This window comes from Flavobacterium mesophilum, from assembly GCF_039581405.1.
In the GTDB taxonomy this organism is placed as follows: Bacteria; Bacteroidota; Bacteroidia; order Flavobacteriales; family Flavobacteriaceae; genus Flavobacterium.
The window spans coordinates 469132-483426 of record NZ_JBCPXZ010000001.1 but is presented as its reverse complement, the minus strand read 5'-3'; the positions used below and the strand labels follow the sequence as shown (position 1 = coordinate 483426).

The window sequence follows — 14295 nt, the reverse complement described above, 5'->3', positions numbered from 1 at the left end:
AGAATAAATTCAGGATAGCAGTAGTAAATGTATTATTTTTTTTGGAAAAAAAACTAAAATGAGCGAGTATTTTTTGCGGTATGACGAATAAAAGCAAAAAAATGTTGGATATATAAATTTAATGCTTACTTTTGCACCCAATTTTAACAAATAAATTTTTTATTTATGAATCATTATGAAACTGTTTTCATTTTAAATCCCGTTTTATCTGAGGTTCAGGTGAAGGAAACAGTAACGAAATTTGAAGAATTTCTTACTAGTAGAGGAGCTGAAATGGTATCGAAAGAGGATTGGGGGCTTAAAAAAATGGCTTACGAAATCCAAAACAAAAAAAGTGGTTTTTATCACTTATTCGAATTCAAAGTAGCTGGAGAAGTTCTTTTAGCTTTTGAAACTGAATTCAGACGTGATGAAAGAGTTATGCGTTTCTTAACTGTAAGTTTAGACAAACATGCTATTTCATGGGCTGAGAGAAGAAGAGCAAAATTAAAATCTACTAAAGCGTAATTATTATGTCTACAATCGAACAATCTGCAAAAGGAAAAAAAGACGGAGATATCAGATATTTAACGCCTTTAAACATTGAAACTAACAAAACTAAAAAGTATTGCCGTTTCAAAAAATCAGGAATCAAATACATCGATTATAAAGATGCTGATTTCTTATTGAAATTCGTTAACGAGCAAGGAAAAATTCTTCCTCGTCGTTTAACTGGAACTTCATTAAAATACCAAAGAAAAGTTTCTGTAGCTGTAAAAAGAGCTCGTCACTTAGCTTTAATGCCATACGTGGCCGATTTATTAAAATAATTAAAAAAAACTCTAGTCGCTGGTTTCTGTTTTGCAGAACCTAACTTCTAAAATTTAAGGACAACAACATGGAACTTATTTTAAAACAAGACGTACAAAACTTAGGATTTAAAGATGATGTAGTATCTGTAAAACCAGGTTACGGACGTAACTTTTTGATTCCTCAAGGATTCGCTACATTGGCAACTCCTTCTGCTAAAAAAGTTTTAGCTGAAAACCTAAAACAAAGAGCACACAAAGAAGCTAAAATTGTTGCTGATGCTAAAGCATTAGCTGAAACTTTGAAAGCTCTTGAAATTAAACTTTCTGCAAAAGCTGGTGGAGAGAAACTTTTTGGTTCTATCACTAACATCGATATCGCTGAAGCTTTAGAGAAATCTGGTAATGCTATCGATAGAAAATTCATCACTAGTGGTGTTGTAAAACGTTTAGGTAAATACAATGCTACAGTTCGTTTGCACAGAGATGTAATCGTTGAGTTAGCTTACGAAATTGTTGCTGAAAAGTAATAGTTTTTAAAATCTATATAGAAATCCCGATGTAAGTCGGGATTTTTTTTTATAATAAAATATAAATCAGACTTTAAGTGTTTGTCCATAGTTTACGTATGGCTTATTGCTTAAAGCTTAAAGCAGGAAGAAATGAAATATGCAAGATTAACAAAAGAGCAATTTGATGAATTACATGCAGAATTTGCAAGTTTTTTAGCAACACAAGCAATTGATAAAGCAGAGTGGGATTCCCTTAAGCTCAATAAACCAGAAGTTGCTGAGCAAGAATTGGATGTTTTTTCAGATTTGATTTGGGAAGGGGTTTTGGGCAGAGCTGAATTTTTGGAGCATTTTTCTAAAAATCATATTTTCTTGTTTCAGTGTTTTGATACTTATGTTCAGTCAATTGTGTTGAAATCGCTGGTTCCTGAAACTGATTTCTTAACACAAGAAGGTCTGCAGTGGTTGAGTGACAATATGTTCACTGAAACAATAGAAATGAAAGTAGGTAAAAAAGTTTTTACTGATGATCGAAATTCTTCAATTTTCGAATTAATTCAACAAGGAGCTTTTTTAAGCGATGGACAATTGTTCAAACAAATTAATTCGATTATTGAGTCATAATCAGACAGAATAAGTAAAATTCTTAATTAAAAAAGATTAAACAGTTTGTATGTAGATTGTTTAATCTTTTTTATTTTTTTAACATTTGTTTAATCTTTAATTTTTTTTTGGACACGTAGTTTTACGTGTTTATTTCGGATTTGTCAATATTTTAAGATTTTTGTATTAAAATCGCAAGAATCGTATGGCTGTTCGGCTTTGGTGTTAAAACTACAACGTTTGAAATGATATATTTGTAAGTTTTTTATGATGTAATAAAAAATTAACGTTAAATAAACGTCTTTTTAATGCACTTCATAAAGTTTGTTTTTCCTAGTAAAAACGGTGTTTTTTCTTATGTATTTGTGCTTTTTGAGACATTTTGTAATTTTGATCCTGAAAAAAAATAAGAATTTTAGATTGTTTTTTGATTTTATTTTTTTTATTTTTGATACAGAAAGATTAAACAAAATAACTCGGTTTTAGAAAATGCCCCCATTTTTGAATTGTTTTGTTTAACGTTTTGAATTTTGAACCAAAAGTGTTTATCGTTATTATTTTTTAAGTAACTTAATTAATATGCGTATGGAATTGACAATTACTCTCATCAAATTTGCATTAAGTGTTCAAATTATTCTTACTTTAATTTTAAGCTTATTTTTAGCTTTAAAATTCGCCTACAAAGTTTCATTGTATTCAACTTTGGATTTGTTCCAAAAATCTATTCATATTATTTTTAATTTGTTTTTAGGTCCCAATCGGAGACTCTGTTAACAAATAATGTTTTGTTGTATTTATTTTTAAATAGTGCAACTGCATTAAAAGTTTCAATTTTTTTAGATTTTTCTAAAAAGAAAATCTTAAGGAAGCCTAATCAACTTTTTATAGAAATTGGAACTAGAATATTAAAATAAAAATTCCCCCGCACATAGTAATTTAATTTTTCTTTTATGAAAATTAAGCTTCAAACAAATCACTTCATTAGGAAGAATGGTCTAGATCAGTATTTCCTAATTGTTTTGAGGAACTTATTATTCAAACTGAATAACAGTTCTCTATGGTATACATAGTTATGTGTAATCCAAAATGTTTTTTTTAATGGAAATGTAATTTATAGGTAAGCCCCGAATACCTGAATTATGTTTTAAATTGTTGATTATCAGTATTTTTTTAATTGCATAAACATACGTGTTTATCGCAGCAGGTTTTTTATTGTCCATTTTCTAATCTTCCAAATTATGAAAAGAAATTTTACTTTTTGTGATCTCATCTTTCAGAAGAGATTAATGGGGCTATTATTTTTATTCCTATTATGTAGTAATGCTTTTTCTCAGACTGTTTGTAGACCAGTGTCTCAAACAAACAGTCAAGCAGGTTTATTATGTGTAGGTTTAGATGTAAGTAATCCCACATTGGCCTATGACAACGATCCGGGCCTAACGACATTTGCAACGCTGCAAAATGCAGTCGGACTTCTCTGTTTGGTCGAAGAGACCATGACATTGAATCAGACGGTAAAAGCTGGCGATGAAATTGTACTTTATTTAGGAACAGGCAATGGTTTGCTTGATGTTGGACTATTGTCTAACGTATCAATTCAAACCAAACTTTCCGGAACAGATGTAGGTCCAAGAGTGGCGCTTAACAGCCCAGTTTTGAACCTAAGTCTGTTATCAGGCAATGCCATAGGAGAGGTCAGATACACTGTTCCGGGTGATGCCAATCAAGTGCAAATTCAAGTTGGAGGACTTTTAAGTCTTCTGGTTAATTTGAGAGTTTATGATGTTCGGTTGGATTTTGCCAAACCTACTGTAACGGGAGGTTTAAATCAAACGATTTGTTCTGGAACATCAACAACTCTGACTGCTGTGCCAGTAGCTGGTACTACTTTAGCATGGTACAGTTCTGCTTCTTCGACAACTGCACTAGCAACAGGAAATACTTTGGTTACTCCAACTTTGACTGCTAATACTACCTATTATATTGGTGTAGCGAGAGCAGGTGGATGCGAAGGTAATAACCGTGTGCCAGTTGTTGTGAATGTATCAAATCCTGTAGCTCCTGCAATAAGTTCTTCGGGAACTGCAGTTTGTTCTTCGGGAGCAACACAGCAAACTACATTATCATTAATTAACCCAATTCCAGGAACGACTTATAATTGGTATTCATCACCTACGAGTACTACAATATTAGCTTCTGGAAACTCGTATTCTCCAACAGTTCCTCTTGGAACAACTAGCTTTTATGTAGAAGCTGTTATTGGAAGTTGTATAAGTCCGACTCGTGCTCAAGTAGATGTAGTATCAGTTGCAGTTCCTGCGGCAGCTACAGCATTGACACAAAGTGTAACAATACAATCAGGTCAAAATGCGACTTTAAGCGCAACAACATCTGAAGCTGGGGTAACTTTAAATTGGTATGATGTTCCAACAGGAGGAACAGCAATTGCAACTAATACTTCAACTTTTACCACTCCGATTTTAACGGCTACAAAAACTTATTATGTAGAAACGCAGAGTGCAACTGGAGGTTGTGTTAGTACATCGAGAACTGCTATAACTGTAAATGTTGTAAGTACTCCTGCAGGAGGTTGTTTATTGGCAAACAGTCAGCAGACTAGTTTGAATGGTCTTTGTTTATTGTGCAATAGTACAAATCCAGATAATTCTGTTGATGGAGATATTAATACTGCAGCGCGTTTAACCGTACCAGTTGGTTTAGTAAACGGATGGATTCAGCAAACATTACAATTTAACAATCCTGGAAAAGCGGGAGATGTTATTGATGTTGAATTGGAATTGCCAGGTGGAGTTCTTGATTTAAGTTTATTGAATTATATTAGTTTAGCAACTTATAACGGAGCGACTTTTAATAATGATCGAGTTTCGATAAATAATTTAGTAAGCGTTCAATTATTAGGAGGAAATCGTTTTAGAGCGAGTATCACTGCAGGTGCAAATTTTGACAGAGTGGAAGTTCGTTTAGGCGGTTTGGTTTCTGCCTTAACGAGTTTAGATATTTATCAAGCAAGTTATAGATATGGAGATCCAAATGTTACTGGAAATAAAATCATTTGTAGTGGACAAAATACTACACTAACTGCAGGCCTTGCTGTTGGAGAAACCGTTAATTGGTATTCTGCAGCCACTGGCGGCGCTTCATTGGCAAGTACTGCAGCTTTTACAACACCAAATTTGACTGCCAACACAAGTTATTGGGCAGAAATAACTCGAAATGGTTGTGTAAACAGTGTACGTTTTGAGGTTCCAATTACAGTTAATGATCCAGTAGTGGCAACTCTAACCGGAGGTTCTGCAAGTATTTGTGCAGGACAAACAGCTACAATAACAGTACAATCTCCAGTTGCAGGAACAACTTATAATTGGTATGATGCTGCGACTGCTGGAAATTTAGTATTCACAGGAACTTCTTTTACGACTCCAACCTTGAATGCTTCAACAAATTATTATGTTGAATCTGTAATTGGAAGTTGTTCAAGTCCAACACGTGCTCAAGCATTGATTACTGTTAATCCGTTGCCTGCAGCTCCAACTGTTGCTTCGTCAACGGTAATTATTCCTTCAGGACAAGTAGTTACTTTGCAAGTTTCAAATCCGGTGGCGGGTGTAGCTTATGATTGGTATGATGTGCCTACAGGAGGAACAGCATTAGTGACCGATAATCCGAGTTATACTCCAAGTCCGGCTTTAACAGCAGATAAAACTTATTATATCGAAGCAAGAAGTACTTCTAATTGTGTTAGTGCTACTAGAACAGCAATAAATGTTGTTGTAACGCCAGTAGCGCCAATTACTTCTTGTTTGCAAGCAAATGGACAGGTAACTTCACAAGGTGGCGGATTAACACTTTGCGCTACATGTTTTGCTACTACTCCTGGCGCTTCTGTTGATGGAAACAGCGCAACTGCTGCTAGACTGACAGTCCCTGTTGGTTTAGTTGGAGAATATATTCAACAAATGCTTACTTTTTCAACTTCAGGAAAAGCAGGTGACATTATTGATGTTGAATTGGGAATACCAGGCGGAATTGCCGATGTAAATGCTCTTTCTTACATTAGTTTAAGAAGTTATAATGGAGCAACACCAAATAGTGATCAGGTTAATATAGGATCATTAGTGAATGTTCAATTATTAGGTGGTGAGCTTTTAAAAGCAAGTTTTGTAACATCAGGAGATTTTACTGCTGTAGAAGTTCGTTTAGGAGGATTAGCAACAGTACTTTCTAGTTTAGATATTTATGGCGCTTCGTATAGATATAAAGAAGCAACAATTACAGGTGCATCTTCACCAATTTGTTCAGGAACTTCAACAACATTAACAGCATCAACGACGGCTGGTGATGTACTTAATTGGTATGATGTTGCTAGTGGTGGAACGGCTTTGGCTAGTGGCACAAATACTTTAAATACAGGAAACTTAACAGCTTCAAAAACATATTATATTGAAGCTGTTCGAGGCGGTACATGTATCAACAGTGTTCGTCAGCCTGTAACAGTGACAGTACTGCCTTTGTCAGTTGCGGCAGATATTACTATTGCAAGTCCAGTAGTATCATCTTGCGCTGGGACGGCTGTTTTGTCTCCAACTTCAAGCTTAACAGCACCGCAATTTAAATATTATACTGATCAAGCAAAAACGCAAGAAATTATAACAGGTTCAACAGTTGTTGCACAACCTGGATTTACTTTCTCTAAAGATGCATCAACAGGAGCACTTACTATTAATGGATTTACTTCAGGAACATCTTATACTTATTATATTGCTGTTGGGAATACTGCGAGCTGTGATAATGAAGCAAATACATTACAACCAGTAGTAGTGAATTTCCCAGCAACTAGTACAACTTTAGCAGTAACATCACCACTAGTTGCGTGTGGAAGTGCTAATTTAAAAAATGCTATTACGGCACTTGATACTAGTGGAAATACAACATATACTTTCTTTGATCCTTCAGACGCAATTATGACGGATGAAGCGGCAATGAATATAACGATTAGTGGTGTTTACTCGGTTCAGGCTCAGGGAAGCGGAATTGATTGTCCATCTGCAAAACAAGCAGTAAACGTGATGGTTAATCCGCTGCCAAGCTTGACTGTCGATCCAGCACAATCTGTAGCTCAAGGTACAAATGTAACTTTAAATGCTACTTCAAACGGAACATTAGCTTGGTATGATCCACAAGGAAATGCATTGGCAGGTCCACCGTTTATGACTGGAGCACTAAATGTTCCGGGAATTTATACTTACACAGTGGTAGCAACATTGGGTTCATGTTCAGTAACAGGAACACTTTCAATCAATGTAAAAGATCCAGACAATTGTCAATCGTTAATAGAAAGAGTTTATGCTACTGCACAAAGTTCAGGTTCAATCATTACAGGAGGTGTAGCAAATGGAGCAAATGCTGTTGATGGAAATCCGCAAACATTTTCAACTATTGTTACTGGAGTTGGGCTTTTAGGAATTGGCACAACTTGGCAAAATTTAACTTGGCCAGCAAATATCGTTAAAGGAACACCAGTAACTATTAAATTAGGTTCTGAGTATAGTGGATTAGGTGTAGCGCAAGGAGTTTCAGTAATTGGAACTAAAGCCGGTGTTGATATTGGCACATTACAGCCAGTTTCAGGAGCATTATTGAATTTACTTCCGGGAGATAATGCATACGAATTTACTTTTGTTCCTTCTAATGCTGCAGGACCACAAGATTATGATGGAATACGAATTGTTTCAGGTTCTCTTGTAAGTATTGCTCAAAATACTAAAGTATACGAAGCTTATTATAATAAATCAGTTACTACAGTTGCCTGTACACCAGGGGATATTCAAGATATTTTTTATGGAACAACTGATTTAGGACTTCCAGTAGGGGCATTAACTGCAACTGTTGGAGTTAGCGATGCTTGGAATATAGCTGATAATGATGTTACAACTTTTGCAACGATGTATAGTGGCGTTGGCGCCCTTGCTGCTGCGGATATGACGGTTCAATTCAAAACGCCATCTGTAGTAAGCGATACTTTAAGAATTGTGATTTCAAAACCGGGTACAATTTTGAATGTTAATTTATTGACAGGCTTTAGCATTCAACGTTATTTAGGAAACGTTGCAGTTGGAGCACCAATTCAAAATAATAGTACATTATTAAGCCTAAAATTATTATCTGCAAATACAATGGCAATGGTGTTGGTTTCTTCACCAACAGAATCATATGACAGAGTTAGAATCCGTTTTGGCGGTGTTGCAGGGGTTTTAGAATTCTTACGAGTTCATACTGTTGAGCGTGTTGCAAATACTTCGGTTATAGGAGGCGGACCAACTAATAAGGTAACGGTCTGTCCGGGAGGTACTGTAACGCTTCAAATACCGGAAGAAGCTTGTTCTACTTATGTTTGGTATGATTCGCCTACAGGTGGTTCAATCGTAGCTAGCGGTATTTCATATACAGTCCCAGCTACATTAGCTGCAGGAACATACAAATATTACATTCAGCCAGTTCGTTATGGATGTGAAGCAATGACAAGAGGTGAAGTTACTGTTGAGGTTAGAGCTACAAGTCCAGAGAATATTTTAACAGATATTACTTTGAACGGAGGCACAACAACTTCAATATGTTCTCCATCAGGAACAGTAACTTTGGCTACAAGTTTGGTTGGGACATTTACAAATCCAGTATATCACTGGTACAGCTTTGATGGAACTACAAGCCAACCAGTTGCTGGTGCAACAGGACCATCATTAACTGTGAATAGTTTAGTGCCAGGAACATACACTTATTTTGTTGGTGTGAGTTCAGATGAATATTGTGAGACTGCCGAAGCAGATAGAAAACAAATAACATTTACTATTTTGCCTCCATCAGTAGCAACAGATATCGAGGTTGACGATTTAACAGTATGTAATGGAGTTGCAGCATCATTGACACCAACTGCGCCAACATTGACAAATCCTGTTTTCACTTGGTATGCTGACAACAATAAAACGCCACTTGTAGACAATACGCCCGCAGGAGTAACTTATTCAGTAAGTACGACAGGAGTTTTAACAGTTACTGGCTTAACGCGTGCTGTGAGCCCAATAACTTATTATGTTGCAGTTTCAAGCGATGGAACTTGTGAAAACTTAGCAGGAACATTGCAAGATGCTGTAATTATTATTAGTGATCCAAATACACCAACTACAAACAATTCGACTCAGAATTTCTGTTTGATCAATAATCCAACGGTTGCTAGTATTCAAGTTAATGAATCTAATGTAGTTTGGTACAACAGCAATACATCTACAACGCCTTTGTTGTCTACTGATGCTTTAGTGAGTGGGACTTATTATGCTACAGCAAAAGACCCAATTACAAATTGCGAAAGTAGTATTCGTTTGGCTGTTGTTATCAACGTAAACGATCCAGGAACACCGACATTGGTAAATGCGGGAACGCAAAACTTCTGTTTGGTAAATGCGCCGACTTTCGCAAGCGTTCAGTTCAATGAAACAAACATCGTTTGGTATGATGCCTTGACAGGAGGAAACTTGATTCCATCTACTCAAGCATTAGCAAATGGCACTTATTATGCTTCAATAAGCGATCCGGCAACAGGCTGTGAAAGTGCAACAAGATTGAGTGTTATAATAAATGTAAACGATCCAGGAACACCGACATTGGTAAATGCAGGAACACAAAACTTCTGCTTGATTAATGCACCGACTTTCGCAAGCGTTCAGTTCAACGAAGCAAACATCGTTTGGTACGATGGTATGACTGGAGGAAATCTTATTCCATCAACTCAAGCATTGGCAAGCGGCACATATTATGCTGCAATCAGCGATCCAGCAACAGGATGCGAGAGCGCAACAAGATTGAGCGTGACAATCAGCGTAAACGATCCAGGAACTCCGACATTGGTAAATGCAGGAACACAGAATTTCTGTCTGATCAATGCGCCGACTTTCGCAAGCGTTCAGTTCAATGAAACAAACATCGTTTGGTATGATGCTGTAACTGGAGGAAACTTGATTCCATCAACTCAGGCATTGGCAAGCGGCACATATTACGCTGCAATCAGCGATCCAGCAACAGGATGCGAGAGCGCGACAAGATTGAGCGTGACAATCAGCGTAAACGATCCTGGAACACCAACATTGGTAAATGCAGGAACGCAAAACTTCTGTTTGGTGAATGCGCCGACTTTCGCAAGCGTTCAGTTCAATGAAACAAACATCGTTTGGTATGATGCCTTGACAGGAGGAAACTTGATTCCATCTACTCAAGCATTAGCAAATGGCACTTATTATGCCTCAATAAGCGATCCAGCAACAGGCTGTGAAAGTGCAACAAGATTGAGTGTTACAATAAATGTAAACGATCCAGGAACACCGACATTGGTAAATGCAGGAACACAAAACTTCTGCTTGATCAATGCGCCGACATTTGCAAGCGTTCAGTTCAACGAAACAAACATCGTTTGGTACGATGCCATGACTGGAGGAAATCTTATTCCATCAACTCAGGCATTGGCGAGCGGCACATACTATGCTGCAATCAGCGATCCAGCAACAGGATGCGAGAGCGCGACAAGATTGAGCGTGACAATCAGCGTAAACGATCCAGGAACACCGACATTGGTAAATGCAGGAACTCAGAATTTCTGTCTGATCAATGCGCCGACATTTGCAAGCGTTCAGTTCAATGAAACAAACATCGTTTGGTATGATGCCTTGACAGGAGGAAACTTGATTCCATCAACTCAGGCATTGGCAAGCGGCATATATTACGCTGCAATCAGTGATCCTGCAACAGGATGCGAGAGCGCGACAAGATTGACCGTGACAATAAGCGTAAACGATCCAGGAACACCAACATTGGTAAATGCAGGAACGCAAAACTTCTGTTTGGTGAATGCGCCGACTTTTGCAAGCGTTCAGTTCAACGAAGCAAACATCGTTTGGTATGATGCTGTGACGGGAGGAAATCTTATTCCATCAACTCAGGCATTGGCAAATGGCACTTATTTTGCCGCAATAAGCGATCCTGCAACAGGATGCGAGAGCGCAACAAGATTGAGCGTGACAATAAGCGTGAATGATCCAGGAACACCAACATTGGTAAATGCAGGAACTCAGAATTTCTGTCTGATCAATGCGCCGACTTTCGCAAGCGTTCAGTTCAACGAAACAAACATCGTTTGGTACGATGCCATGACTGGAGGAAATCTTATTCCATCAACTCAGGCATTGGCGAGCGGCACATACTATGCTGCAATCAGCGATCCGGCAACAGGCTGTGAAAGTGCAACAAGATTGAGTGTTATAATAAATGTAAACGATCCAGGAACACCGACATTGGTAAATGCAGGAACACAAAACTTCTGCTTGATTAATGCACCGACTTTCGCAAGCGTTCAGTTCAATGAAACAAACATCGTTTGGTATGATGCTGTAACTGGAGGAAATCTTATTCCATCAACTCAGGCATTGGCAAGTGGCACATATTATGCTGCAATCAGCGATCCAGCAACAGGATGCGAGAGTGCTACAAGATTGAGCGTGACAATCAGCGTAAACGATCCGGGAACACCGACATTGGTAAACGCAGGAACACAAAACTTCTGTTTGGTGAATGCGCCGACTTTCGCAAGCGTTCAGTTCAATGAAACAAACATCGTTTGGTATGATGCCCTGACAGGAGGAAACTTGATTCCATCTACTCAAGCATTGGCAAATGGCACTTATTATGCCTCAATAAGCGATCCGGCAACAGGATGCGAGAGCGCAACAAGATTGAGCGTGACAATCAGCGTGAACGATCCAGGAACACCGACATTGGTAAATGCAGGAACTCAGAATTTCTGTCTGATTAATGCACCGACTTTCGCAAGCGTTCAGTTCAACGAAACAAACATCGTTTGGTATGATGCCATTACTGGAGGAAATCTTATTCCATCAACTCAAGCATTGGCGAGCGGCACATACTATGCTGCAATCAGCGATCCAGCAACAGGATGCGAGAGCGCAACAAGATTGAGCGTGACAATCAGCGTAAACGATCCGGGAACACCGACATTGGTAAATGCAGGAACACAGAATTTCTGTCTGATCAATGCGCCGACTTTCGCAAGCGTTCAGTTCAATGAAACAAACATCGTTTGGTATGATGCCATGACAGGAGGAAATCTTATTCCATCGACTCAGGCTTTGACAAGCGGTACTTATTTTGCTTCAATCAGCGATCCAGCAACAGGATGCGAGAGCGCGACAAGATTAAGCGTGACAATCAGCGTAAACGATCCGGGCACACCGACATTGGTAAACGCAGGAACTCAGAATTTCTGTCTGATCAATGCGCCGACTTTCGCAAGCGTTCAGTTCAACGAAGCAAACATCGTTTGGTATGATGCTGTAACTGGAGGAAATCTTATTCCATCAACTCAGGCATTGGCAAATGGCACATATTATGCTGCTATCAGCGATCCTGCAACAGGATGCGAGAGCGCAACAAGATTGAGTGTAACAATAAATGTAACAGATCCAGCGACTCCAACTACTACAAATGCAGCACAGGTTTTCTGTTCTGGAAATGCGCCGACAGTTGCCAATATTCAGGTAAATGAAGCGAATGTAGTTTGGTACAGCACTATAACAGGAGGAACAGTAATCCCAGCAACTACTGCTTTGGCGACTGGTACTTATTTTGGAGCGATTAAAGATCCAGTAACAGGCTGTGAAAGCAGTGTAAGATTGGCGGTAAATGTTACAGTTGGAAACACTATAAATCCAACAACAACAAATGCTTCTCAAAGTTTCTGTTCAACAGCAGCACCAACAATTGCTAATATTCAAGTTAACGAAAGCAATGTTACTTGGTTTAGTACTGCGATAGGCGGAACTGCAATTCCAGCAACAACGGCATTAGTGACAGGTACTTATTTTGGAAATATTATAGATCCTGCAACAGGATGCGAAAGCTCAACTCGTTTACAGGTAACGGTTACAGTAACAAATCCAAGTCCGACACCAACAACAGCAAATGCAACGCAAAACTTCTGTACATTGAATTCGCCTACAGTGGCTAATATTCAGGTTAACGAAGCAAATGTAGTTTGGTATAACGCAGCAACTGGCGGAACAGCAATTCCAGCATCAACGCCATTGGCTACAGGAACTTATTATGGAGCAGTTTCAAGTGCAATAGGCTGTGAGAATCCAGTTCGTTTAGCAGTTGTGGTAAATGTAAATACTCCAGGAGTGGTTACAACGCCAAGAACAACACAAACATTCTGTTTGTCTAAATTGCCAACACTTGCTAATATCTTGGTTAATGAGCCAAATGTAGTATGGTATGCTTCTGCAACAGGCGGAACACCTTTAGCATCAAATACACAATTAACTGCAGGAACATACTACGCTTCGGTTCTTGCTAACACAACAAATGGTTGTGAAAGCGCAACAAGATTAGGAGTTACAATTGCATTCGAAAATGATGCTTTGGTTCCAATTACTACTAGTGACGACACACCATGTGTTTTCCAAGGCGTAACTTATTCAGTAGCAAACGGGAAATCAAATTATGTTTGGTCAATTACAAATGGAACAATTGTTTCAGGTGGTGGAACTGCTGATGGAACTGTGACAGTATCATGGTCTGATATTGGTCCAGGTACGGTTAAGGTTACTTATGTCAACACTTGTGACGAAACCACAACCAAAACATTAAATGTAACGGTGGCAACTTGTTCTGATTTGACAATTACAAATACAGTTAATAATCCGACTCCAAATTTCGGCGAGCAGGTGACATTTACAGTAACAGTAAATAATGTTGGACAAGGAAGTTTTATCAATACGTTGGTTAGTAATTTATTGCCTAGCGGTTATGATTTAGTGAGTACAAGCACAACAGCTGGAACCTATGATACTGCAACACAGCTTTGGACAATTCCAACTCTAAGTGCTGGACAAAGTGTGGTATTGACAGTTGTGGCTGAAGTATTGCCAGGAGGTAATTACTTGAATGTTGCTACAGTTGAAATTTCAACTCCTTTAGATGTTGATGCTTCAAACAACTCGGCTTCGGTTTCTGTCGAACCAATTTGTTTAACAGTTTATAACGAGTTCACTCCAAATAATGATGGAGCAAATGATCTCTTTAGAATTGACTGTATCGAATCGTATCCAAATAATGAATTGAAAGTATACAACAGATATGGTGCATTAGTTTACAGCAAACAACACTATGAAAATGACTGGAACGGAACTGCAAATGTATCTGGAGTTATTAATAGAGGAGATATGCTGCCAACAGGTACTTATTTTTATGTGATAGACATTGGAGACGGAACGGTTAAAAAAGGATGGTTATCTATAATGAGATAAGCAGAC

General features: G+C 38.2%; 5 protein-coding genes. All 5 read left to right on the top strand.

Annotated features, from left to right (window positions below):
• Window positions 1-165 precede the first annotated feature (165 nt).
• The 5 genes from rpsF to AAYQ19_RS01925 all read left to right on the top strand — a co-directional run bounded on the left by rpsF (window position 166) and on the right by AAYQ19_RS01925 (window position 14289).
• On the top strand, window positions 166-507 hold the full coding sequence (gene rpsF / locus AAYQ19_RS01945; RefSeq protein ID WP_068842999.1) for a 30S ribosomal protein S6: 342 nt from the start codon (window positions 166-168) through the stop codon (window positions 505-507).
• A 5-nt stretch (window positions 508-512) separates the two neighbouring features.
• Window positions 513-809: a 30S ribosomal protein S18 gene (gene rpsR, locus AAYQ19_RS01940; RefSeq protein WP_002987043.1), complete on the top strand. Its 297-nt coding sequence runs from the start codon at window positions 513-515 to the stop codon at window positions 807-809.
• Window positions 810-877: 68 nt separating this feature from the next.
• A complete protein-coding gene (gene rplI / locus AAYQ19_RS01935) occupies window positions 878-1318 on the top strand; it encodes a 50S ribosomal protein L9 (protein ID WP_132990432.1) in 441 nt (146 codons plus the stop codon).
• 132 nt (window positions 1319-1450) lie between these two features.
• A complete protein-coding gene (locus AAYQ19_RS01930) occupies window positions 1451-1924 on the top strand; it encodes a DUF6495 family protein (RefSeq protein WP_343533275.1) in 474 nt (157 codons plus the stop codon).
• A 1265-nt stretch (window positions 1925-3189) separates the two neighbouring features.
• The gene (locus AAYQ19_RS01925) at window positions 3190-14289 is read left to right on the top strand and encodes an Ig-like domain-containing protein (protein ID WP_343533273.1); all 11100 of its coding nucleotides are present in this window, start codon (window positions 3190-3192) and stop codon (window positions 14287-14289) included.
• The last annotated feature ends 6 nt before the right edge of the window (window positions 14290-14295 follow it).

Bases quoted from the DNA above. Each gene is read 5' to 3' on its own strand.
- rpsF (WP_068842999.1), top strand. From the start codon at position 166: ATGAATCATTATGAAACTGTTTTCATTTTAAATCCCGTTTTATCTGAG.
- rpsR (WP_002987043.1), top strand. From the start codon at position 513: ATGTCTACAATCGAACAATCTGCAAAAGGAAAAAAAGACGGAGATATC.
- rplI (WP_132990432.1), top strand. From the start codon at position 878: ATGGAACTTATTTTAAAACAAGACGTACAAAACTTAGGATTTAAAGAT.
- AAYQ19_RS01930 (WP_343533275.1), top strand. From the start codon at position 1,451: ATGAAATATGCAAGATTAACAAAAGAGCAATTTGATGAATTACATGCA.
- AAYQ19_RS01925 (WP_343533273.1), top strand. From the start codon at position 3,190: ATGGGGCTATTATTTTTATTCCTATTATGTAGTAATGCTTTTTCTCAG.